The 21,517-nt window shown below is 63.9% G+C and carries 24 protein-coding genes, 1 tRNA gene and 2 pseudogenes; 18 read left to right on the plus strand and 9 right to left on the minus strand.

From position 1 onward, the window contains the following. Positions 1–100 precede the first annotated feature (100 nt). Both EL22_RS01545 and EL22_RS01550 read right to left on the minus strand, forming a co-directional pair. Positions 101–898 (minus strand): succinylglutamate desuccinylase/aspartoacylase family protein, encoded by a 798-nt coding sequence (locus EL22_RS01545; RefSeq protein ID WP_050049834.1) that lies wholly within the window; start codon positions 896–898, stop codon positions 101–103. Between the two features lie 154 nt (positions 899–1,052). Continuing rightward, positions 1,053–1,535, minus strand: coding sequence for a DUF309 domain-containing protein (locus EL22_RS01550; RefSeq protein WP_050049835.1), 483 nt, complete (start codon positions 1,533–1,535; stop codon positions 1,053–1,055). 448 nt (positions 1,536–1,983) lie between these two features. On the opposite strand from EL22_RS01550, the gene EL22_RS01560 reads away from it, so the two are divergent. After that, a tRNA-Leu gene (locus EL22_RS01560) sits at positions 1,984–2,066 on the plus strand. 165 nt (positions 2,067–2,231) lie between these two features. Here EL22_RS01560 and EL22_RS01565 read toward each other — a convergent pair. Further along, a complete protein-coding gene (locus EL22_RS01565; protein WP_050049837.1) occupies positions 2,232–2,999 on the minus strand; it encodes an SDR family NAD(P)-dependent oxidoreductase in 768 nt (255 codons plus the stop codon). 133 nt (positions 3,000–3,132) lie between these two features. Between EL22_RS01565 and EL22_RS01570 the strand changes: the two genes are divergently transcribed. From EL22_RS01570 to EL22_RS01595, 6 genes and pseudogenes are all read left to right on the plus strand, one after another. Then, positions 3,133–3,936, plus strand: coding sequence for an inositol monophosphatase (locus EL22_RS01570; protein ID WP_050049838.1), 804 nt, complete (start codon positions 3,133–3,135; stop codon positions 3,934–3,936). A gap of 166 nt (positions 3,937–4,102) precedes the next feature. Continuing rightward, entirely contained in the window at positions 4,103–5,230 is a 1,128-nt protein-coding gene (locus EL22_RS01575) for a DUF63 family protein (protein WP_050049839.1), read from the plus strand. Positions 5,231–5,401: 171 nt separating this feature from the next. Beyond that, positions 5,402–6,309 (plus strand): annotated as a pseudogene (locus EL22_RS01580) (NOP5/NOP56 family protein). Then, entirely contained in the window at positions 6,302–6,943 is a 642-nt protein-coding gene (locus EL22_RS01585) for a fibrillarin-like rRNA/tRNA 2'-O-methyltransferase (RefSeq protein WP_050049840.1), read from the plus strand. Before EL22_RS01580 ends, EL22_RS01585 begins: the two are co-directional and overlap by 8 nt. 88 nt (positions 6,944–7,031) lie before the next feature. Continuing rightward, positions 7,032–8,114, plus strand: coding sequence for a glutamate--cysteine ligase (locus EL22_RS01590; protein WP_050049841.1), 1,083 nt, complete (start codon positions 7,032–7,034; stop codon positions 8,112–8,114). 91 nt (positions 8,115–8,205) lie between these two features. Beyond that, on the plus strand, positions 8,206–8,841 hold the full coding sequence (locus EL22_RS01595; protein WP_050049842.1) for a helix-turn-helix domain-containing protein: 636 nt from the start codon (positions 8,206–8,208) through the stop codon (positions 8,839–8,841). A 120-nt stretch (positions 8,842–8,961) separates the two neighbouring features. Here EL22_RS01595 and EL22_RS01600 read toward each other — a convergent pair. Continuing rightward, positions 8,962–10,106: pseudogene (locus EL22_RS01600) on the minus strand (M24 family metallopeptidase). A gap of 347 nt (positions 10,107–10,453) precedes the next feature. Further along, positions 10,454–11,434 (minus strand): tyrosine--tRNA ligase, encoded by a 981-nt coding sequence (locus EL22_RS01605; protein ID WP_050049843.1) that lies wholly within the window; start codon positions 11,432–11,434, stop codon positions 10,454–10,456. A 122-nt stretch (positions 11,435–11,556) separates the two neighbouring features. Between EL22_RS01605 and EL22_RS18915 the strand changes: the two genes are divergently transcribed. The 3 genes from EL22_RS18915 to EL22_RS01620 all read left to right on the plus strand — a co-directional run bounded on the left by EL22_RS18915 (position 11,557) and on the right by EL22_RS01620 (position 14,606). After that, a complete protein-coding gene (locus tag EL22_RS18915; protein WP_050049844.1) occupies positions 11,557–12,189 on the plus strand; it encodes an MEDS domain-containing protein in 633 nt (210 codons plus the stop codon). Next, positions 12,123–14,084: an ATP-binding protein gene (locus EL22_RS18920; protein ID WP_050049845.1), complete on the plus strand. Its 1,962-nt coding sequence runs from the start codon at positions 12,123–12,125 to the stop codon at positions 14,082–14,084. Before EL22_RS18915 ends, EL22_RS18920 begins: the two co-directional genes overlap by 67 nt. A 75-nt stretch (positions 14,085–14,159) precedes the next feature. Further along, positions 14,160–14,606, plus strand: coding sequence for a hypothetical protein (locus EL22_RS01620; RefSeq protein ID WP_050049846.1), 447 nt, complete (start codon positions 14,160–14,162; stop codon positions 14,604–14,606). Positions 14,607–14,616: 10 nt separating this feature from the next. On the opposite strand, the gene EL22_RS01625 is transcribed toward EL22_RS01620, so the two are convergent. Continuing rightward, a complete protein-coding gene (locus EL22_RS01625; protein WP_050049847.1) occupies positions 14,617–14,862 on the minus strand; it encodes a hypothetical protein in 246 nt (81 codons plus the stop codon). 124 nt (positions 14,863–14,986) lie between these two features. Between EL22_RS01625 and EL22_RS01630 the strand changes: the two genes are divergently transcribed. The 3 genes from EL22_RS01630 to EL22_RS01640 all read left to right on the plus strand — a co-directional run bounded on the left by EL22_RS01630 (position 14,987) and on the right by EL22_RS01640 (position 16,237). Further along, entirely contained in the window at positions 14,987–15,538 is a 552-nt protein-coding gene (locus EL22_RS01630) for a hypothetical protein (RefSeq protein ID WP_050049848.1), read from the plus strand. Positions 15,539–15,653: 115 nt separating this feature from the next. Next, on the plus strand, positions 15,654–16,040 hold the full coding sequence (locus tag EL22_RS01635) for a nuclear transport factor 2 family protein (RefSeq protein WP_050049849.1): 387 nt from the start codon (positions 15,654–15,656) through the stop codon (positions 16,038–16,040). Between the two features lie 32 nt (positions 16,041–16,072). Continuing rightward, complete coding sequence (locus EL22_RS01640; protein WP_231587859.1) at positions 16,073–16,237, plus strand: hypothetical protein; 165 nt, start codon at positions 16,073–16,075, stop codon at positions 16,235–16,237. 68 nt (positions 16,238–16,305) lie between these two features. On the opposite strand, the gene EL22_RS01645 is transcribed toward EL22_RS01640, so the two are convergent. The 3 genes from EL22_RS01645 to EL22_RS01655 form a co-directional block, all read right to left on the minus strand. Further along, a complete protein-coding gene (locus EL22_RS01645) occupies positions 16,306–16,641 on the minus strand; it encodes a hypothetical protein (RefSeq protein ID WP_050049851.1) in 336 nt (111 codons plus the stop codon). A 101-nt stretch (positions 16,642–16,742) separates the two neighbouring features. Further along, positions 16,743–17,699 carry a zinc-dependent metalloprotease gene (locus EL22_RS01650; protein ID WP_050049852.1) on the minus strand — a complete coding sequence of 319 codons (957 nt, stop codon included), beginning with the start codon at positions 17,697–17,699 and terminating at the stop codon, positions 16,743–16,745. 73 nt (positions 17,700–17,772) lie between these two features. Next, the gene (locus tag EL22_RS01655; protein ID WP_050049853.1) at positions 17,773–18,069 is read right to left on the minus strand and encodes a hypothetical protein; all 297 of its coding nucleotides are present in this window, start codon (positions 18,067–18,069) and stop codon (positions 17,773–17,775) included. A 290-nt stretch (positions 18,070–18,359) separates the two neighbouring features. Here EL22_RS01655 and EL22_RS01660 point away from each other — a divergent pair, with 290 nt between their 5' ends. The 5 genes from EL22_RS01660 (at position 18,360) to EL22_RS01685 (ending at position 21,432) form a co-directional block, all read left to right on the plus strand. Next, complete coding sequence (locus EL22_RS01660) at positions 18,360–18,587, plus strand: LSM domain-containing protein (protein ID WP_050049854.1); 228 nt, start codon at positions 18,360–18,362, stop codon at positions 18,585–18,587. Then, positions 18,584–18,760 (plus strand): 50S ribosomal protein L37e, encoded by a 177-nt coding sequence (locus tag EL22_RS01665; protein ID WP_050049855.1) that lies wholly within the window; start codon positions 18,584–18,586, stop codon positions 18,758–18,760. Before EL22_RS01660 ends, EL22_RS01665 begins: the two co-directional genes overlap by 4 nt. Before the next feature lie 160 nt (positions 18,761–18,920). Continuing rightward, entirely contained in the window at positions 18,921–20,114 is a 1,194-nt protein-coding gene (locus EL22_RS01670; protein ID WP_050049856.1) for a threonine synthase, read from the plus strand. A 234-nt stretch (positions 20,115–20,348) separates the two neighbouring features. Continuing rightward, a complete protein-coding gene (locus tag EL22_RS01680; RefSeq protein WP_050049858.1) occupies positions 20,349–21,122 on the plus strand; it encodes an AzlC family ABC transporter permease in 774 nt (257 codons plus the stop codon). After that, a complete protein-coding gene (locus EL22_RS01685; protein WP_050049859.1) occupies positions 21,112–21,432 on the plus strand; it encodes an AzlD family protein in 321 nt (106 codons plus the stop codon). The genes EL22_RS01680 and EL22_RS01685 overlap by 11 nt, the downstream gene beginning before the upstream one ends. The last annotated feature ends 85 nt before the right edge of the window (positions 21,433–21,517 follow it).

Here is a 21,517-nt window from a genome sequence, read left to right on the forward strand (position 1 = left end):
CGCGGAGCCACGACTGTGCTTTGGTCGGCGTCGTTTTTTCCGGTGGTTCGGCTCAAGGTGGTGATCGGGACTTCTGACGATCGACAGTCCAAAAGCGGCGTCAGTCCGCGGCCGTGGGCGAGGAGAGTACGTCGAGTTTTTCCGCGGTATAGCCGAACACGTCGCGGTAGCCGTTGGCCGACATCAAGACGGGATAGAACGGCTCGTCTGCGACCTGCTCGTCGCCGTCCGCGGCGGCGAAGGAATCGCCTTTCTCGACTCGAGTGAAGTTGTCGACAAACACCTCGTAGGTGTCGGCCTGGTCCTTCCAGATGCAGTCGACGAGCCGGTAGACCGGCAGCTCGCGGGTCACCGTGTCACCCGGCAGCGCGCCGGTCGCGGTCAGAAACGCCCGCGTGAGACTGTAGGCGTTTTCGGCGGCGGTTTCGCTTCCCTGCAGTCCGCACTCGACTTCGATCGTATCGATTTCAGTGAACAGCCGCCCCTCCGAGAAGTTCCCCGTCTCTACCATCGCCGCGACGGGGAGTTGGGGGCAGAGCTTCCGTGCGGTATCGGTCACGGCCTTCACGATGGCGAACGGCTCGCTGTGGCTCTGGGTCGAGTGCATCGAGAATGTGAGACACCCCTCGAGTTCGTCCGTGAGTTTCGCCGCTAACTGCCCTTCGTGCGTCTCGGCGTTCGGGTCGCCGGGAAACGCGCGGTTGAGGTCCTCGTCGACGTACCGAACCTGTTGCTCTAAGGCTCGCTCGTTCGCGACGACGAGTTTAACGGGTCGTTCGACGGACGGCCGTTGCTCGAGCAACCGCTCGACGGCTCGAACGCCACAGGGCTCGTCACCGTGAACGCCGGCGAGAATAGCCAACTCCGGCGTTCCGGACCCAATCTGTGCAACTCTCATTACCAGCAATAGGTTCGTCACCCTCAAAGGCAGTTCGGTTACGACCGATTTTGGGGCGGTGTGCCGTCGCAAAGAGCACACGAACGTCTACTGTCGGGCGTCTACGTGGAGGGGTGACGAACTGTCCGCCAGTGGTCATTCGGTGGTTCGACAATCACTCGAGGCCGTCCGCGTACGCGCGGTCAATTCCTCGAGCCGTCGGGTCCTCGCCGTCGAGGCGAATCCGCCAGCCGTCGATCCGGTCGGGTGACTCGAGCGCGTTCGTCAGGACGGTCCGAACGTCGAGGACGTCGACCCCGTAGTAATCGTCGGGGACGCCGCGAAGGTACTCGAGAGCCGTTCGAAACAGCGATCGCATGCCGTTGTCGTCCCGGAAATCGACGTGTTTGTAGGCTCCGGCGGCGACCTGAACCATCCCGTGGAGGAACGCGCTTTCGGTGCGGCCCCGGCCGTAGTTGTACCACTCGTCCTCGAAGCAATCGTGACTGCGGTGGTACTCGCCCGCGTTGAACAACCGAACGCCGTGGACCGTCGCTCGACGGAGCGTGGCGTGTTCCCAGCGCTCGCGGTCGGCGACCCAACCCGAGGGGTTTCCGTCGGGCGGATCGACGGTCGGGTCGTTCGTGTGTTCGTCCATGGCGATACCAGCCCGGCAAGCGGAATATCTGTTCGGGTCGACGCCGAGCGAACTCCGGAGCGACGTGTGGGTCATCCGCCGGAACGCGGCCCGACTCCTCTCGAGCGCTCGAGTTCGAATCCAAAAACGGCCAGAGTCTTTATCCGGGATCCTTCGAAAGTTTCAGCTAATGAAACAGCCGTACGGTCGGTGCGAGGACTGTGGTGAGCGTCTCTACGAACATATCGACGGCGGATACAGGTGCGGGAACTGCGGCACACGCTACGACGAGTCGGTTTTCGATGGCGATTCCGCGTCCGTAGAAGCCGCCGTTTCAGCGAACTGACTGTCCTGACATCTCGTTCGTTTCTCGGCAGTTTTCGGCGGATACGAGCGTGTTCGCTCGAGAACAGCCTTGAGGACGAAATCGGGACGTTTTAACCGTCCCGGAGCGAACACCTGCGTGTGTGCGAGGGTAGCCAAGCGGCCAACGGCGACGGACTCAAGATCCGTTCGTGTAGACGTTCGTGGGTTCAATTCCCTCCCCTCGCATCACAGCACGGCGCTCTCGCTCGCATGCGATAGCGACCGGCCACGATGCGGAAGATCAACACGAAGCGATCTTCCCTCGCAACTTACTACAGAGACCGACCTCGAGCGGTAGCTACACCCCGGTTCGATCAATGCTGTCGCTACGGGACGATTCACAATCCGCTCTTAGCGCGCGGTCCAGCCGCCGTCGGCCGCCAGACACTCGCCGGTCACGTAGCCCGCGGCGTCGCTCGCCAGAAAGACGACCGGGCCCGCGATCTCCTCGGGAGCAGCGAAGCGCTCGAGCGGTGTTCGATCCAGAATCGACTGTCGGAGCCGTTCGTTGGCCTCGAGTTCCTCGGTCAGCGCCGTCGAGACGTAGCCCGGCGCGACGGCGTTGACCCTGACCTCGGGTGCCCAGTCGAGCGCGATGCTCTTGGTGAGCCCGACGAGACCGTGTTTCGAGGCGACGTAGGGATGCTGGCGGGGAAGCCCGACGAGGCCGCCGACGCTCGCGACGTTGATCACCGCGCCGCCGTCGCTCTCGAGCAGCGATTCCGCCGCGGCGGTCGTCACCTCGAAGGCCCCCTCGAGGTTGACCGCGAGCACGTCCTCGAGGCTTTCGGTGGAGATGTCCTCCGGTCGACCGAGCGCGTCGTCCGGGTTGACGCCGGCGTTGTTGACGACGACGTCAATCCCGCCGAACTCGGCTTCCGCGCGCTCTATCACCGCCGCGACCGCATCGCCGTCGGTCACGTCGGCCACGCTGGCTTCCGCCGTCCCGCCGCGGGCTTCGATTTCCGCGGCGACCGCCTCGACCTCCTCGCTCGTTCGGGCCGTCGGGACGACCGCCGCGCCGGCAGCGGCCAACTCGAGTGCGATCGCTCGCCCGATACCGCGTCCACCGCCCGTTACGACTGCGACTCGGCCCTCGAGATCGAACGCGTCTGTCATGGATAGGTTTCGACCGCTCCTACGTACTCGACCGGGCATCTTGATTGCTTTGAGCCGATTTCCGTCGCGGAATTGGGCTCCTCGAGTCGTCGAACCACCACACCTTTTCGCTTCGGCGTCCGAGATTCGTCCGATGGACGAACTCGAGCGAGCCGACGAGCGGGCGGCGTGTGCGCTTCGCGCGGCGAGAGCAGGTGCTTCGGTCGCCGAGGAGTCGTTTCGCACGACGCTCGACGTCGAGACCAAAGGCGAGAAGACCGACGTCGTCACGCAGGCGGACCGCGACGCGCAGGACGCCGTCATCGAGGCGATTCGAGAGGAGTTCCCGGACGACCCGATCGTCGGCGAAGAGGAAGACGCGCTCAAGGAGGTCCCCGAATCGGGGCCGGTCTGGATCGTCGATCCGATCGACGGGACGAGCAACTACGTTCGCGGCCTGCGGATCTTCGGCACCGCAGTCGCGGCGGTGATCGACGGCGAACCGGTCGCCGGGGTAACCGACCTCCCTGCACTGGGGGATACCTACCGCGCCGGACCGGCGGGCGTCTACCGAAACGACCGCGAGATTTCGGTCAGCAAGACCGCGGATCCCGAAGCCGCGACCGTCTCCCCGACGTTCTGGTGGGACTTCGACCAGCGCGACCAGTACGCCGCGGCCGCCCGCGAGGTCGTCGAACGATTCGGCGACATGCGACGATTCGGCAGCGCCCAGGCCACCCTCGCGACGGTCGCCTGCGGCGGTCTCGACGGCACGATGACGAACCTGCCGACCAATTCCTGGGACACCGTCGCCGGCGTCGCGATGATCCGGGAGGCCGGCGGCACCGTCACGGACCTCGAGGGCGAGCGCTGGCGCCACGACAGCGTCGGGTTGGTGGCCTCCAACGGCGCGATCCACGAGGAACTGCTCGAGGCGACGCGAGCGATCGACGACTGAGAGTCGACCGGGTGGGCGCCGGCTAAGGCCGACTCGAGCGATACCCGGTCGATTTCGACTCGAGCAATCGATACGTACGGTCGTGCCGAGCGGCACCGGTGTCGTCCGGCTTCTATCCGCCTGCGAAACCGGAAACTGTAAGCGGTCCCCGCCACGGATATCGGTCATGGACGACCTCATCGATCGGTACGGTCCGGTACGAGTCTGGGCCGCGACCGTCGCACTCCTCGCGTCAGCGATCACGCTGGGAGCGATCCTCTTTCCGCAGCGAGTGTACGTCGATATCATCTGGCAGTACTTCTGGGGACCGGTGGTCGCCGACGCCCACGGCTGGGACTGCGTTACGTGGGCCGGTGGGAATCCGGTCGAGTGTGCGACCGCGCCGAACGCCGCCGGGCCGACCGCTTCGCCGGGGTACACCTTCCAGTCGTACGCGGGCTACATCCCGACGCTCGTCATCCTGTTGGTCGGGATCATCTTCATCGTCGACTGGCTTGACATCGACCGATACCGCGCGGGCTTTTACGGCCTGTTCCCGTTCTTCCTGTTCGGCGGCGTGCTTCGAGTCGTCGAGGACGCAAACGTCGCGGCCTACACCGCGACCGGCGAGCTCCCCATTCAGATGCCCTGGAACGGCATCCTGATCAGCCCGCTCATCTACTTCACTGTCTTCTTCTTCACGCTCTTCGCAGTCGTCCTCTCGGTCTGGCTTGAGCGCAACGACTACGTCTCGGGCTATGAGTACCCGCTCGCGGGAATCGGTGCGCTCGCACTCGCGTCGTCGCTTGGCTATCTGGGATACCTCGCGGTGACGAAATCGTACGTGGAGTTCTACCCCGGTCTGTTGGTCGTTACCCTCGGCGGCGCGACCATCGCGACGGCGATAACGTGGCTGTTGATACAGCGGTTCGCACCCGGTATCAACCGCGGAACGGAGTACATGGGAATCATCGTCATCTGGGCTCACGCCGTCGACGGCGTCGCGAACGTCATCGGCCTCGACTGGGCGACCGTCTTCGGTCACGATTACAATCTCATCCCGAAACATCCGATCAACCGCTGGATCGTCAACACGACCGGCTCCGTCCTCCCCGAAAATATCCTCGCGGTGACGGGCGATGCGTGGCCGTTCTTGCTCGTGAAACTCGCCGCCGCCGTCTTCGTCATCTGGATCTTCGACGAGACGGTGTTCGAAGACAGCCCGCGCTACGCGATACTGCTCATGATCACCGTCGTCGCGGTCGGACTCGGCCCCGGAACGCGGGACATGATCAGAGCGACGTTCGGCGTCTGAACTCGAGCACTGTTCTTCCGACTCCTCCTCGTTCGCAGATTGGCGTTCGCAACCGACTCGAGCGCCGCTCTCATACCGTTTACCGAACGACCAGCGGCCGTGCGAGCCGACGACGAGCGACCCGACCGGCCGAGCGGGGCCTTTAATCGCGCGCGGCGGAAACGGACGAGCATGACCGAATCATCGGGATGGTTCGCCCCCCTCGCGGCCGACTCCGACGCGGACGACGATGTGCTCGTCGCCGCGATTCGCGACGGCAGCGCCGACGAACCGGACTCATGGCCCGATCGCGCCGTCGGTGAAGGCGCGGTCGAGGACGAGGACGCCTACTACGACCGCCTCCACCGGGCGACGATGGCCGCGACTCGAGCGGCCGTCACCGAGCGCGAACGAGCCGACGACAGCCAGTTGATCCACGCGATACGCGCGATGGACGACTGCCAGCGGACCGCGAACGAACTCGCAGAGCGGGTCGCGGAGTGGGCCGGCACGCTCGACCCCGAAGCCGGATCGGGGATCGAGTACGCGCGAGACCTCGCGGCAACCGAGCCCGAACCGGGCGAGACCGCCGTCGTCTCGCTGGCCGAACAGGTGGTCGACCTCGAGGCGGAAGCCGATGGGTTGCGAGCGTACGTCGAGCAGACGATGCCGACTGTCGCGCCAAATCTGGCCGCGCTGGCCGGACCGGTACTCGGGGCGAGGCTCATCTCGTTGGCCGGCGGCCTCGAGTCGCTGGCGAAGAAACCGAGCGGGACCGTGCAGGTGCTGGGTGCCGAAGACGCGCTGTTCGCCCACCTCCGCGGGCACGCTCCCTCGCCGAAACACGGAATCATCTACATGCACGACGGCGTTCGCGGAACGCCCCCGGAAAATCGCGGCTCCGCGGCGCGCGCCTGGCGGGGAAGCTCTCCATCGCCGCGCGCGTCGATCACTACTCCGGCGAGTACCGACCCGACCTCGAGGCCGAACTGACCGAGCGACTCGAGACGATCCGCGCTCGCACCGGCGACGAGTACGACGGCGGGAACGGCAATAGCGGTGCAGTCGAGGGAACAAACGGAGGGGAGATGGATGAGTAAACTCCCCGACGGCATCCAGCGACGGCAGATCGACGGGCAGCAGCGACTCGCCACTCGAGGGGAGTCGGTCTACGGAGAACCGACAGACGGCGAGTGGCGCGCGTGGGACCCCCATCGATCGAAACTCGGTGCGATGATCGAACTCGGGATGGACCACGGCCTCGAGGGCGGCGAGACCGTACTGTATCTCGGCGCGGCGAGCGGAACGACGGTGAGCCACGTCGCCGATGTCGCGGGGCCGACCTACGCGGTGGAGTTCGCGCCCCGACCCGCCCGCGAACTCCTCTCGGCCGCCGAGTCGCGACCGAACCTGTTTCCGCTGTTGAAAGACGCCCGCAAGCCAAACACGTACGCCCACGTCGTCGAGTCCGGCGTCGACGCGATTGTACAGGACGTCGCGACGCGGGGGCAAGCACGCGTCGCGCTCGAGAATCGTCGGTTTCTGGCGGACGACGGCCGCCTATTGCTCGCGATCAAGGCGCGAAGCGAAGACGTGACGCGCGATCCGGCAGCCGTCTTCGCGGACGCTCGAGACGAACTGACGGAAGATGAGATGGGGTACGAACTCGTCGAGAGCCAGCGGCTAGACGACTACCACACGGATCACCTCGCAGTCGTCGCGCGGCCGAAGTGACCGCGCTCGGTAGCTTTCTCCCCGTTCTGGCCGACCGATGCGGTCGAGTCCAAACCGTATTTACCGCCGCGGAGTAAACCCACGGACGATGGAACGCGGGTCCTCGGAATCGTTCACACGGATGGGCACACTGGGCATCGAAGAGGAATGTTTCGTCGTCGACGCCGACGGACGGCCCACGAGCGGGACGGACGAACTCGTCTACGAACACGACCCGCCCGAAGTGCTCGAGGGGCGACTCGATCACGAACTGTTCAAGTTCGTCATCGAAACCCAGACGCCGCTGATCGAGCGCCCCGAAGACGCTCGAGAGGCGCTCCTCGAGATTCGGCGGGCGCTGGTCGAACACGCCGAGGACAACGGCTACCGGATCGCCGCCGCGGGGCTGCACCCGCTCGCGAAGTGGCGCGAACTCGAACACGCCGAGAAGCCCCGTTACAAGTCCCAGCTCGACCGGATCCAGTACCCACAGCACCGAAACACCACTGCGGGCGTCCACGTCCACGTCGGCGTCGACGACGCCGACAAGGCGGTCTGGATCGCGAACGAACTCCGGTGGTACGTCCCGATCATGCTCGCTCTCTCTGCGAACTCGCCGTACTGGTGTGGGTTCGACACCGGCCTCGAATCGGCCCGAGCGAAGATTTTCGAAGCCCTACCGAACACGGGGATGCCAACCCACTTCGAGGACTACGAGGCCTTCGACACCTTCGAGCGTCGGATGCTCGAGACCGACTCGATCCGCGACCGGGGCGAACTCTGGTACGACGTCCGCCCGCACACCGAACACGGGACCGTCGAGATTCGAACGCCAGACGGACAGGCCGATCCGAACGTCGTCCTCGCGTTCGTCGAGTACGCCCACGCGCTCGTCGAAGCGCTCGCCGAGGAGTACGAGGACGGAACGCCGGGTCAGCGACACAGACGCGAACTCTTAGACGAGAACAAGTGGCGCGCGATCCGCTACGGCCACGACGCGACGTTCATCGACCGCGACCTCGAGGGAACGATCGGATTGGGAGAAGTGGTCGACCGCGAGTGCGAACGGCTCGGAATCGACGGGATCAAAGCCGTCTACGAGGCCCCGAGCGGGGCCGAATCTCAGCGACAACTGCGACAGACTCGCGGCGAGGACGCGCTCTGTGACTCGTTGTTCCTCGAGACCGAGTAACTGACTCGTAGCGGAAATCGCGTGCGTTCACCGTGCAAGCGGCCGTCAGCAAACCTTTAACAGTACGGATGACTTTACCTCAACGAGAAACATGGCTTCGGACGAGATCGACGGCCACCAGCCAGACGATTCGGACGATCGCAGCGACGGGCCGACAGGCCCCGACGGGTCTGGCGACCGGCCGCGCGAAACGGCTGCTGAAGAGGTCGACCAGCGGATCGTCGATCTCCTCTCGTGGATCCTCGATACGGAGACACGAGCGAAAATCTACGTATACTTGCTAGCCAACGCCGGGAGCACGTCCGAGGAGGTCGCGAAGGGGACCGGCCTCTATCCGAGCACCGTCCGCGAGGCGCTCGCGGAACTGCACGAGGAAGACCGCGTCATCCGTGAAAAACGTGCCAGCGAGGGCGCGGGAAACAACCCTTACGAGTACACGGCAATTCAGCCGAGTGAACTCGTCGGCGGCGTCGTCGATCAGGTCCAACAGGAACTGAACACCATCTTCACGCTCGATCGACTGCTCGATCGGGACGGAACGACGGACCTCGAGAGCGACGAGGACACCGACCCGGTCACGATCACGGTCGACGATGAAACGCCAGAAGACGAATCGGATGCCGGCGATGCGGGAGAATCCACCGGTGGGGCTGAATTCGACGACGGGGCTGAACCCGACGAGCCGTCCGAGGACGGCGATTCGTCCACGGGCTCGAGTACGAGCTAACGGCGCGGTTTTGAAGTGCTGACCGCACTCGAGCGAAACCACCGCTAGAGCGTCTTTTCATTGGGTTGGGCGCCATTGCGGCATCAGCGTATCAGCGTGCGAAATCGGACGCCGGCACCCTCACTCGTGAATGCCGAGAATCCCCGGGCGCTCGAGTTCGAGGTCTCGGTCGACCGCTCGAGCGGTCACCGTCGGCCACTGGCCGGTGGTCGTCAGCGGTTCGAACCGTCGTCGGTGACGAGAACGGTCCCCTCGCTTTTGGCCCCCTGGACCGTCGGATTCCAGGCGTAGGCCATCGGCGTCCGGACGGCCGCCTCGAGGTCCGGCGTGGCGATCCACTCTCGGCCAGCGAATCCGGCAGCACCGCCCTGATGGTGGTTCTGCCACTCGCCGTCCCAGCCGACCGCGTCGTAGGCGTGCTCGATTTCGGCGAAGACGTCGCCCGCCGTGCCTGCTGCGGCTGAGGTTTTCCTCTCGCTCGAGTCTGTTTCCACCGAATTTACACCCAAGGTGGCGTACTCCTGCGTAGCCGCGAGGGCCGTGGTCTCGACGCGGGTCGCGGCCTCGTGGCGCTGCTCGAGCCACTCGGGCGGGTCGAACGCGACGGTTCTGGTACAACTCGCATGCAATCCGTCTCGTTCGGCGGTCACCGAGACGAGCGCGTAGTCGCCCAGTTGCTCGCGTTTGGGCGTGTAGTGGCGATACGTCGGGGCGCGCTCTGCGCCGCCGACGAGTACCACCGGCGCTTCGATCTCTCGAGCCGAGAGCGCGACTCGCAGCGCCGAGGCAACCTCGTGTTCGGTGTCCTCGCTTTGCAGTTCGTGACAGACCGCTTCGACGGCGGCGGCCGTTTCGGCACCGAGGTCGCGGTACCGCTGGCGGTCCTGTTCAGTCAGGGGTTGGCGGAGCGCGCTCGCGTCGACGCGTTCGAACCACGGAATGTCGATATCGGCCGCGGCGTTCTCGCCGGCGTACTCCATGAGTGCGTCCTCGAGGTCCGTTTCGTACCACGGAAATCGCTCGAGTTCGGGTGTGTGCTCGAGGTCCGGACACTCCTCTGTGAGGATGCGATCGGCTTCGATGTTGTCGGCGAGTAGCGTCAGTTCGTCGCCGTCGTAGCCGATCGCCGCGACGCCGGCGTCGGCCGATCGATCGACGACGTTCGACCCACCAGTGAGCCAGGCGAAGGAGTTCGGCCGCGCGAACCAGATCGAGTCGAGGTCGCGATCCTCGAGGTACTCCTCGAGTCGCTCGAGTTTTTCCATGCCGGGTGCTTGCGTGGCTGGCTCTTGAATGCGACGAAGCCGCTTCTTTTTCCGGTCTCGAGAACGTCTCCGATCGAGAGTACTCGTTTTGCAGAGCATGTAGTGGCGCCCGGATGCCCGACGGACGTTTTCAATACTCAACTTACGTGGCAACATTAATTTCCACGCCCTCCCCAACCGATTCGGTCACTCGCACGCTCGCTCCCTCATCCCTCGCACATCATTGAATCGCGCTTCGTCTCACTCAGCGCGATTCAGCGCGCGCCACCGCACGTGGTTCTACCCTTCTCGAGTTCACGGAAACTCGGTACCGTTTGTAGAAAATTCCGCTCCTCTCGAGCAAATCTTCAGGAGCGGATCTCTCGAAGCTTCTGGCGGCCCGGCGCGATCAGTTCGTCGAGGTAGCTCGCGAGGGTTCCCTTCGCGTCCGCAGGGTGGAGTTCGCCCGACTCGAGGTCGGCTTCGAGCGCCTCGTACTGTTCGTAGCTGATGTTCCCACCGTACTCGTCGGGTCGCTCGACGACGATTTCGCTAAAGCGCGGGAAGACGTGGTACTCGAACAGTTCGAGGACCGGATTCTCGAGGTCGCCTTCTGGATCTGCAGTCGGCGGACAGAACGCGGAGTTGACCTTCTCCTCGAGTTCCTCGGTCGAGTCCTCCATCGAAATCGTAACGCCCTCGCTCGAGGACATCTTCCCCTCGCCGGTCGTGAGGTCGGCGACGATTGGCGTGTGTAGCGCTGGGCGAACGTCGTAGCCCAGTTCGGGCAGCTCCTCGCGGGCGAGCATGTGGACTTTCCGCTGGTCGATCCCGCCCACGGCGAGGTCCAAGTCGAGGTACTCGATGTCCAACGTTTGCATCAGCGGGTAGACGACGTGACTCACCTTCGCCGTGTCGCCGCCCTGAATTTCGGCCATCGCGCGCTGGGCGCGGTTCAGCGTCGTCTCGAGTTCGAGTGTGTGGAGATCGAGCGTGTACTCCTCGTCGAGTTGGAACTCGGAGCCGTAGACGAACTCCGCCGAGTCCTCGTCGAGGCCGTAGGCGATGAACTGGGCTTTCATCTGCTCTGCGGTCTCGCGAATCTCCTCGAAGGTCCCCTTCCCGTTCAGGTAGGCGTGGACGTCCGCGAGCAAGACGACGACCTCGAGGCCGGCGTCCTGCAGATCGATCAGCTTGTTCGCGGTCAGAAGATGCCCGAGATGCAAGACTCCCGAAGGTTCGTAGCCGACGTAGGCGCGCTTGCCCGCCGGATCGGCGGCGAGTTCCCGTACCTCCTCGTCGGTGACGACCTCCTCGGCGTTTCGCATAATCCGCTCGTACGCGTCCATACGTGGTCCCAACCGGGGTAGGGATTTAGGCGTTCTTGAAGCGTGCCACCACACGATAGCCCCCATACCACCCACGGATTTTTACGCGTCCGCCCGGTGACTTTCCTACACGAACTCCCGCGTTGGGAGCGCACATCGGATTTGCAACCGACCGAACTGCCGTCTCATCGATCTTCGCCGATATCGTCGGTACCCGCCCGATCAGGACCGGCTGTCTTCCCGAGGCCGGACAGGAACTGACCATGAGCAAAATCGAATCCACCACGGAGACGCGCGAGCCGAGATCCGCTGACGGAATCGAAGCCCTCCAGGCGATCGACGACTTTCGCGGCCCGGTCGAGTCCTCGAGCCATCACGGGTCGAACGATCACCTCGCGCTCGTCTACGACTCGAGGGACGAACAGCTTCAAACCGCGATTCCGTTCGTTCGGCAGGGCCTCGAACGGTGCGAGCGGTGCCTGTATATCGTCCACGAACACGACAGGGCGGAGATCGAATCGGCGATAGAACGCGCGGGAATCGACGCGGAAGCGGCCCTCGAGTCCGGCGCGTTGACGATCGAAACGGCCGAGAACACCTACCTCAGAAACGGGGGGTTCGACCCCGACGAGATGCTCTCGTTACTCTCGGCGGAGATAGCCGAGGCCGCCGACGCGTACGAGGGGTTTCGGGTGACTGGCGAGATGACGTGGATGCTCGACGCGAGATCCCGCTCGAGGACCTCATCGAGTACGAAACCCGGCTCGATCAGTTGAGCCCTTCCGCAGACGCCATCACGCTCTGTCAGTACGACCGCGAGCGTCTCTCGGCGGAACTGATTCAGGATATCATCGAGACGCATCCGTACGTCGTTCAGAACCAGACCATCTGCCAGAATTTCTACTACACGCCGCCCGAGGAGTTCTTCGGCGCGGAGGACTCAGAGAACACCGTCGATCGGATGCTGGAGACGCTCCACGACCGATCGACGACGAAAAACGAACTGAAAGAGCGCCGCCGGTCTCTACAGCGACAAAACGAGATTATGGCCGATGGGAGCCAGAGTTTCGAGGAAAAGCTCCAGTCGCTGTTCGAACTCGGCTGCGAGCGGTTCGATCTCGATTTCGGCGGGTTGGCTCGCGTCGATCCCGACGAGGACTCGTTCGAACTGGAGCACACGAACGCTCCCTGCGAGACGTTCGAACCGGGTCTCGAACTCCCGCTTTCGGAGACGTTCTGTCCCGCGGTGATCGACGGCCCCGATGTCTCGACCGTCACCGAGCCGTCGATCGCCGACACCGGCGAGACGGCGCCCCATCAGAAGTGTGGGCTCTCGACGTACATCGGAACTCACCTGCCGTTCGAAGCCGCGAGCGATCGGACGTTCTTTTTCGCCGCCAGCGACTCGAGACCGGAAGGATTTACCGACGACGAGCGAGCGTTTCACCGACTGCTGAGCCAGTGGGTCAAATACGAACTTCAGCAGGAAGAACGCGAGCGCCACCAGCGAACGCTCTACGAGATCGCCGCCGACACCGACCGCACGTTCGAGGAGAAACTGGACGCGATTTTCGCCCTCGGCTGTGAGCGCTTCGACCTCGAGGTCGGTTGCATCGCACGGATTGACGAATCCAGCGACGAACTCGAGGTCGAACTGACGAGCGATTCCGACGAGACCGTTCTCACCGATCGAACGGTCCCGCTTTCGGAAGCCTACTGTCAGACGATCGCCAGCGGTCGGGAAACGGTCAGTATCACCGATCCGGTCGGTGACGGATTCGAAGGGATGGCGGCCTACGAGGAGTTCGGCATCGAGACCTACCTCGGAACGCGAATCGAACTCGAGGAGTGTCAGAACCGCACGTTCTTTTTCGTCTCGAGCGAGGGACGCTCGCGCGAGTTTTCGCCGGCGGAACGAACCTTCCACCACCTGATGGGCCAGTGGGTCAAGTACGAACTACAACAGAAACACCGCGAAGAAGCGCTGAGAGAATCGAACGAACGACTCGAGCAGTTCGCGTACGCGGCCTCACACGACCTGCAGGAACCGCTCCGCATGATTTCGAGTTATCTCGAACTCATCGATAACCAGTACGACGACGAACTCGACGACACCGGACGGGAGTTCCTCGAGTTCGCCGTCGGCGGCGCAGAGCGAATGCGGAAGATGATCGAGGCGTTGCTCACCTACTCCCGCGTCGAGACCCACGGGAACAACTTCGAACCGGTCGAGTTAGACGACGTCGTCGCGGACGTTCGCGAGAGCCTCAGCATCCAGATAGACGAGCAGGACGCGGAGATCACCGTCGATTCGCTTCCCCGCGTCACCGGGGACCCGAGCCAGTTGCGACAGGTCCTGCAGAATCTGTTCAGCAACGCGATCAAGTACAACGGCGAGGGGTCGCCCCGTATTCGCGTCTCGAGCGAGCGACGCGGCGGGGAGGTGATCGTATCGGTCAGCGACGATGGGATCGGCATCGACTCCGAGGATACCGCCCGAGTGTTCGACGTCTTCGATCGACTCCACAGCCGGATCGAGTACGACGGCACCGGTATCGGTCTCGCGATCTGCGAGCGGATCGTCGAACGTCACGGCGGGGACATCTGGGTCGACTCCGAACCCGGCGAGGGGTCGACGTTCTCGTTTTCGGTACGGGCGGCGGACACCTGATGGAGACGGGCGGGAGAATTCGCCCTCGAGTAACCGCGAGAGAGCAAATCAACACAACTCGAGTCGATCGCCACCGTGAACGGTAGAAAACCAATCGACCGGACTCCCTCGAGCGAAACTTCGCGAGCCGACGGCCCTCCGGACGCGAGCGACGAGCGCCGTCCCACGGGGTTCGCAAGCGTCGTCGCGGTGATCGGACTCTGGGTTGCACTCTCCGTGTTCGTTTACGACGTCGGAACGGCCGCAGTGTGGAACAACGTCGCGGTCGGTCTCACCGTGTTCCTCGCCGGGAGCTACAACTACTACCGGCTCTCGAACGGCATTCCGCGCAATACCGGTGTCGCGGCGTTGGTCGCAGCGCTCGGACTCTGGTTGCTCGTCGGAGCGACGTTCCTCGAGCTAACCGGCGGTTCGTTCTGGAGTACTGCCGGCTCCGGGCTGGTCATCACCTGTCTGTCGGGATACGACGCCTACGAATCGCGCGACGCGAGAGCTATTGTGTCCGACTCCGATCGAGGGTGAGTGCGCTCGCCTACTGTGGGCGGCCTGACTCGAGGGTTCGGAGTCGGTGAGCGGCGGCGTGATGGCCGGTCGCGACGACGGCGAAGACGACCATCGCGAGCGCGAAGCCGATGGCGATCGCCGGTGAAACGTCATTGACGTAGCTGTTTCCCAACTGGCCGAGCGCGAGGAGTAGTGGCGCGACCGAGACGAGCGAACTTTCGATCGGCGATTCGCGAAACAGTTCGGTGAACCATTGAATGTCGGGCAGTGCCATAATGCGAGCGAAGCTATCCGTTCTGCGGGATGGGGTCTCGTATTCTTTTTGGTCCGCTCGTCGGTCGCTGCCTGCCGACACGCCGGATCGATACGTTCTTTCTCCCCGCTTTCTAAGGACGACTATGCGGATCCGAGAGTTCAAGGACGTGCTCGAGGACGTCACCGACCACGACGCCGACCCGGAGGGCTGGCGTGCGGTCGCCGGCGACCGGGCCGGCGGCGTCGGAGAAGACATGTACCTCGCCCACCCCGGCGCGGGCGTTTTCTTTCTGAAGACCTACGCCAAGAATCCCTTCGAGGTCCACGGCGTCGGGACGCGGGTCGCTCGCAGTCTCGACGACGAAATCGGGTCCTTCCTGCCCGAGCGAGAGAGCGGCGGCCGGTTCGCGGTCCAGTCTCCGCCCGAGGACGAAGCCCACGCCGAATCGGTCGCAAAGCGACTCGAGACAGTCGTCGAGACTCACGCGGACGCGCCGACGACGCCGGAGGACTTCTTCGACGACGTGATGGACGCCCTCGAGAGTCCGGCATTCGGGCCGATGGCGTACGATCAGTACGACCGGCCGGACGAACTCGACAGCCTCGCGGACCGCTTCGACGAAGCGGAGAAACTCCTGAGCGAGGAGCTCGACGACCTCATCGAGGCGGACGAGGTCGACCGCGGCTTCATGTGAGCACATCGCTGGCGGCCTGCTAACCGTCTCTGTGATGGCCCGCTAATTCTCTCGCCGACGACCCGCAACCCCTCTCGCCGGTGGGACTTTGTACGCCGGTCCCCAGTCGCTACGTATGACCGTCGAGGACACGGTTCGCGAGTACTACGAGACGCTGCGTCGAGGCGGGCAGTTGGAGTCGTACTTTCTCGAGGCGCCGTCGACGACGAAGTTCGGCGTGAGCGAGTCGCTGTTTGGCTACGACGCGGTCGCCGACGCGCTGGCCGAACAGACCGAGACGACCGACGACTGGACCGTCGACAGCCACGACCTCGTCGCGACGGATCACGGCGCGTACGCGACCGTCGCCGACGAGGTGACGTTGGCGTGGACGGACACGCAGAGCGTGGAGCGGTGGCGATTCGAGACGCGCTGGAGCGGGACGCTCGAGCGACGAGACGGGGACGCTGGTGCGGACTGGCGGTTCCGAACGATGCACGTCAGCGCGCCACATCAGCTGTGAGCCGACGGAACGTCCCCCGGAGCAGTCGGTCGGTGAGCAGTCGGCTGCAAGCCGGGTTCGTCGCGCTCGTCGGCCTCTCGAGCGGGTTGATGGCGCTTTTTGGGGGTGGGACGGTGCTCGTCGTCGGCCTCTCGGTGTTGGCCGGACTGGTGGTGGGGGCCAGCCTACTCTGGTACGTCCGCTGGATTACCAGCTGAGAACCGTGGGAAACTGAACTTGCCACCGTCCCGACACGGAAGAGAACCGATGAACGGACGAACGTCGATCACTCTTCGGTCGGCCGTTCGATCAGACGGGCGACCGTTACGACCGTTTTAAATTCTGACGGCGCACCCCGGATCTTCACGGTCCGCTCGGCCGGATCGTACTCGATGAACTCGACGGTGCTCGCCTTCGGAAGGTGGACGTGCTGTAACTCGAGTTCGAGTTCGGCGAGGAAGTCCTCGGGTATTTCGGGGGGTGGCGTGTTCGTCTCCCAGGCGGCGACGACGTCTAACAGTTCCTCGACCGAAACCTCGCCACCGCTATCTTTCAGGTGGTAGAGGACGTGACGGCGGCGTTCGTCTCGGAGCAAGTCGAAGACAGTATCGAGCGAAACCATTGCTACCTAGTGGTATCCGATCGATATAGCTGGCGTGCTAACCATCAGCCCGCCGGAGTATCAGACGAAAAAGAACGGTCCGACGGTGCGGACGACGAGCGCTAGCGTTCGATGCGTCGAACCCACGTTTCCGGCGCATCGAGTTCGTTGTGACTCGGCAGGGCTTCGGGCTGTTCCCACACCCGACTCGCGGTCTCGAGGTCGCGAATCCGAACGACGTGTTCAAAGAAGTTCTTCCCGCGTTCGTACTGGCGCTGTTTGAGTCCCAGTCCGAGCAGCCGGCGGAACAGCCGCTGGAGCGGGCCTCGACCCTGACGCCGCGCGTCTAGCTTTCGCCGAAGGTCCGCGTATTCGTCGTCGAACGCGTGGTCCATCAGCAACTCGGCGTAGCCCTCGACGACGGTCATCGCGGCGTCTAGCTCGCGGAACGTCGCCTTGTCGAAGCTCCCGTCGGCGAGCGAGTCGATCCCCCGTTCCATCCGGCGCTCAAGGTGATCGGAGAGCCACGGCGCGGCCCCGAACTCGGCGGCGTGAGTCACCTCGTGGAACGCGATCCAGCGCCGGAACCGGTTCGGATCGACCTCGAGTGCCGCGGCCGCGTTGAGAATGTTCGGCCTAACGAAGTAGAGCGCGTGATCGTCCGTGGGCCGGTCGGCGAGCAACAGCGGATCGTACTGTCCGAGGACGTTTCGGCCGAGAAAGGATAGCAAAACCGTCATCGTTCCCGTGTTGATCGTGCGAGCGACGCCCGGGAACGCCTCGGTGTGGCTCTCGATCGGTGCCATCACCCGCTCAAAGGTCGCGACGTTGGCGTCGATCCAGTGGTGGCGGTTCTGGATCTCGATGGTATCGGGAACATCGAACGTTGCCCCGGAGACCTCCCGAATCCCCGCCCGCGCTTCGCGAACGTCTCGAGCGTAGGCTTCGCGCTCGCCCGGGGCCAGCTCGAGCGACCCGGCGTCGGTCGCGGCCTTGGCGGCCTCGGCGGCGGAGCGCCAATCGACCGCGTCGTCCCCCGACGCGCCCGCGACTGCTCGAGCGCTGCGATAAAGGTTCATAGACGGAGTAGGACAAGCGGACGCAAAAGCGTTCGGCTCGGTTGCTGGCCGCGCATCTCGGCAGCGAGTACGGCTAGTTGACGATGACGTCCGGTTCCTCGCGCTGCTCGAACTCGTCTTCGTCCTCGTCACCGCGGAACTTCTTCAGTGCGACGCCAATGCTGACTAGGAGAGCGAGTCCGACGAGGACGCCGAGCGCCCCTTTCCCGCTCGAGTCGTCGTCGGCCGCCGCCTCGTCGTCGCGGTCGTCGGATTCGACGTCGTCAGACTCGACGGTCTCGCCGAAGGGCAACGCATCGTTGATCGTTTTCGGACCCAGTTGCGTGTCGCCGTCCAGATGCAACTCGATGAGGGTGAATTTCTTTCCCATACGGAATCAGTCCACGGGCGTTCACTTAGCCGTTGTGCTGGAACGAACGAGTGTTTCGGTGGGAAGATCGCCGACAGGGCTCTCAGACCGGCGGTCCCGTCGTGTCGGTTGTGTCGTCTCCTCTCGTTTGGCGACCAGCACCAGTTGTCTCGAGAGAGATATTTCGAAGAGTGTATTACTCACTCGCCCAATCGTGGGATTTCAGGGGCCGAAGAGAGGAGTTTCGTGATAGCTTACCCGTATCGGAGACGACCGGTACGATTAAGTGTCCATCACTTGCGCTCTTTCGTATGAGTGGACGACCGCTAGACGTCCTCGAGGCGTCACTCGACGAACGGGTCACCGTCCGACTGAAAAGCGGCGACGAGTACGTCGGCGACCTCACGGGCTACGACCAACACATGAACCTCGTCCTAGAGGACGTCTCGATTCCCGTCGAAGACGAACTCACGGACGACGCGCCGGGCGAAGACACAACCATTATACGCGGCGATAACGTCGTTTCGATCACTCCATGACTGGCGCAGGAACCCCGAGCCAAGGAAAGAAGAACAAGACGACACACGTCAAGTGTCGACGCTGTGGCGAGAAATCGTACCACGTCAAGAAGGGCAAGTGCTCCTCGTGTGGCTTTGGCAAGTCCGCCAAACGACGCGACTACGAGTGGCAGTCGAAAGCCGGCGACAACTGATTCTGCGGGTATTCGCGTCTGCTGTCTTCCGTTCTCGAGACGTACCGTTGACCGTTTCTCGTCGCACTGGCACTTCAGGTTGTTTCAGCAGGTATGGCGCTCGAGCGGGGCGACCGACGCCAATGGACAGTCCTTAGTTCTGGGCGACGAACCGGACGGTATGGAGACGACAGACGCCTTCCGCGGCCTCGAGTGTATCGACTGCGGGGCGGCCTTCGACGCCGAGGACGCGACCCACGAGTGTCCGGACTGCGGGGGGATTCTCGACCCGGCCTACGAGTACGGGGCGATCGACCTCGATCGCGACTCGATCGAGTCCCGGTCGTTCGACTCGCTGTGGCGCTACGAGGAACTCCTCCCGTTTACCCGGCAATCGGCGGTGACGATGGACGAGGGAGCGACGCCGCTGGTCGAGTGCGAAAAGTTAGCCGAGGAGCTGGGGGTCGGCCGGGTGCTGGTCAAAGACGAGGGACGGAATCCGACGGGGACGTTCAAGGATCGAGGACAGACCGTCGCGGTGACGGCCGCAACGCAGCACGGAGCCGACACCGTCGCGCTGGCGTCCGCGGGCAACGCGGGGCAGGCCGGGGCGGCCTACGCCGGACGGGCCGACCTCGACTCGGAGGTTTTCGTCCCCTCCCGCTCGAGTTTCACGAACAAGGCGATGATAAACGTCCACGGCGGCGAGATGAACGTCGTCGGCGGACGGATCGACGACGCCGGCGCTGCCTTTGAGGAGGCGCTGGTGGAGAACGACGAGTGGTACTCCCTGCAGACGTTCTCGACGCCGTACCGTCACGAGGGAAAGAAGACGATGTTCTACGAGATCGTCGAACAGCTCGAGTGGGCGGTCCCCGACGCGATCGTCTACCCGACCGGCGGCGGCGTCGGGCTCGTGGGGATGTACAAAGCAGCACAGGAGTTCGAACGTCTCGGAATAACCGACGAATTGCCGAAACTCTACGCCGCGCAGGCCGACGGCTGTGCGCCAATCGTCGAAGCGTTCGAGGCGGGACGCAACGAGCACGACCCCGTCGAGCACCCGGACACGATCTGCGGCGGGATCGAGATTCCGGATCCCGGCGCGAGCCCGTGGATTCTCGAGGCGCTCAGAGAGACCGACGGCGGCGCGGTCGCCACCGACGACGACGACATCCTCGAGGCCGCGATCGCGGTGGCGAAAGGCGAGGGGCTCGAGATGGCCCCCACCTGCGCCGCCGCCGCGAGCGGGGCGTGGGAATTGGCGGAAAACGGAGAGTTCGACGGCGACGAAACGATCGTGATCTTGAACACCGGCACCGGGAACAAGGAAGCCGACGTGTTGCGCAGTCACCTGATGGGCCACGGGATCTGATCTAGTGTCGATTCGAACGCCGGAGTCGAGTTGAAGCTGTCATTCAAGTGATTGAACGGATTATATTGCCTTTCGATACCGTGGGGCACACCACGACAATTCTTTTTATGACTCAATTCGTGGCGTTCGGAGACAGAATGACATGGCGATTGTTTTCGGCGAAGCCGGCTATCGGCATGCGGTTTCGGGAGCGATTTACGTACCGAATGTCTTCGATCCGAGGAGACCGAGTCAATGTCGTCTGATCCGAATACTGACGAATCTGTCCCGGCAGAGTCGTCCGAGGTCGCGAGCGAACGCTCTCCGATCGAGACCCAGATCGAGTCCGTCACGTTCTCTCGAGACGGGGTCCGGACCGGAATCCTCACGTGCATCCCGATCGCGATCGGCGTCGGCGGCTACGGCGTCGCTTTCGGCGTGCTCGCGCGCCAGTCTGGACTCAGCGTCGCCGAAGCCGCGTTCATGAGCGCAGTGGTGCTCGCCGGCGCGTCTCAAATCGTGGCGGTCGAACTCTGGGCCGATCCGATTCCGGTGGCGGCCATCGTTTTCGCGACGTTCGCGATCAACCTGCGATACTCGCTGATGGGCGCGGCGCTCCGACCGTGGTTTCGCAAACTCACCTCGAGACAGGCCTACGGGAGCCTGTTTTTCATGGCCGACGAGAACTGGGCGCTGACGATGCGCGATCTCAAGTCGGGCAGCGGGCGGGGAGCGTTCCTGCTGGGAAGCGGACTCGTCCTGTGGTTGTTCTGGGTCGTCTCGACCATCCTCGGGGCGACCGTCGGCGGCGCGATCGGCGACCCCCAACAGTACGGCTTCGATTTCATCCTGGCTGCAGTGTTCGTCGCCCTCGCTGTCGAGCTCTGGGAAGGAACCTCGACGCTGGTCCCGTGGCTCGTCGCGCTGGGAACGGCCATCGCCGCGGCGAACGTCCTCCCCGGACAGTGGTACGTCATCGTGGGCGGCCTCGCGGCCGCGCTCGTCGAGGTGATTCGCCATGACGGGTGAGGGAGCGCTCTCGCTCGAGCCGACCGTCGTCGCCGTGATCCTGGCGATGGCGGCCGCCACGGTCCTCACGAAAGTCGGCGGCCTGTGGCTGTTGAGCCGATTCGACGTGAGCGACCGCCTCGAGGCGGGACTCTCGGTGTTACCGGGCGCGATCGTGATCGCGCTGCTCGGTCCCGAACTCGCGGCGGGCGGCCCCGCCGAGTGGGGCGCCGGCGGCGTCGTACTGCTCGTCATGTGGCGTACGGAGAACATTTTGCTGGCGCTGGTTTCCGGCGTCGTCTCCGTCGTCGCGTTCAGAGCGGTCGTCTGAGCGACGGCGGTCGGCCCGCTCGTGTTTCCTACCCGCGTTCGATATCGTTGGATCTGAGACAACAGAATCCCGGCCCGAAGCGTTA

Origin of the sequence: Halostagnicola sp. A56 (assembly GCF_000691505.1) — an archaeon.
Classification (GTDB): Archaea; Halobacteriota; Halobacteria; order Halobacteriales; family Natrialbaceae; genus Halostagnicola.